The sequence below is a fragment of the Kitasatospora sp. NPDC056651 genome (assembly GCF_042792155.1).
Lineage (GTDB): Bacteria > Actinomycetota > Actinomycetes > Streptomycetales > Streptomycetaceae > Kitasatospora.
This window is the reverse complement of the sequence record NZ_JBHTWX010000148.1, coordinates 1-640: the sequence shown is the minus strand read 5'-3', so window position 1 is coordinate 640 and position 640 is coordinate 1. Positions and strand designations below refer to the sequence as shown.

Genomic DNA, 640 nt, shown 5'->3' with positions numbered 1-640 from the left:
CCGCGTGCGTGGCGTGGGTGGGGGGGGGGTGGTGCTGTCGGGCCGCCCTGCAGGGGGGGGGCGGTAAATAACCGTTTCCACCCGCTATAAATCGGGGGGCCCCCCGTGGGGGGGGGCCCCCGCTTGCCCCTTTCCCGAGACCGCCAAACGTGATCTACAGGGCGGGAAAATCCCCGGTCACCCGGGGTGGCGCCGTGCTACAGTCGAACCAGTTGCAGTTTTGGTTCCCATGAACGTGGTGTGCGCCTGCTGGTTCCAACCGACAGGCGCATTTGTTTTGTCCGGTGTTTCAGTCTCCGGATGGGGATCGCGGCTACTTTGGGGACCCACGAGGTGTGGGTCTCTGATGCCCCAGTATGAGGAGACGGTTATGGCTACCGGCACCGTGAAGTGGTTCAACAGCGAAAAGGGCTTCGGCTTCATCGAGCAGGATGGTGGCGGCGCTGACGTCTTCGCCCACTACTCGAACATCGTGGCTCAGGGCTTCCGTGAGCTGTTCGAGGGCCAGAAGGTCGAGTTCGACGTGACCCAGGGCCAGAAGGGCCCGCAGGCCGAGAACATCCAGATCATCGGCTGACGTCAGCTCCCACGCTGACTCGCGATCATCGCGAAGCGGGGGCCCGCACCGTGAGGTGCGGGC

The 640-nt window shown here is 64.7% G+C and carries 1 protein-coding gene; it reads left to right on the top strand.

What is annotated here, in order from left to right:
• Nucleotides 1-370: 370 nt before the first annotated feature.
• Entirely contained in the window at nucleotides 371-577 is a 207-nt protein-coding gene (locus ACFRAR_RS35620; RefSeq protein WP_049657493.1) for a cold-shock protein, read from the top strand.
• The last annotated feature ends 63 nt before the right edge of the window (nucleotides 578-640 follow it).

Bases quoted from the DNA above. Each gene is read 5' to 3' on its own strand.
- ACFRAR_RS35620 (WP_049657493.1), top strand. From the start codon at position 371: ATGGCTACCGGCACCGTGAAGTGGTTCAACAGCGAAAAGGGCTTCGGC.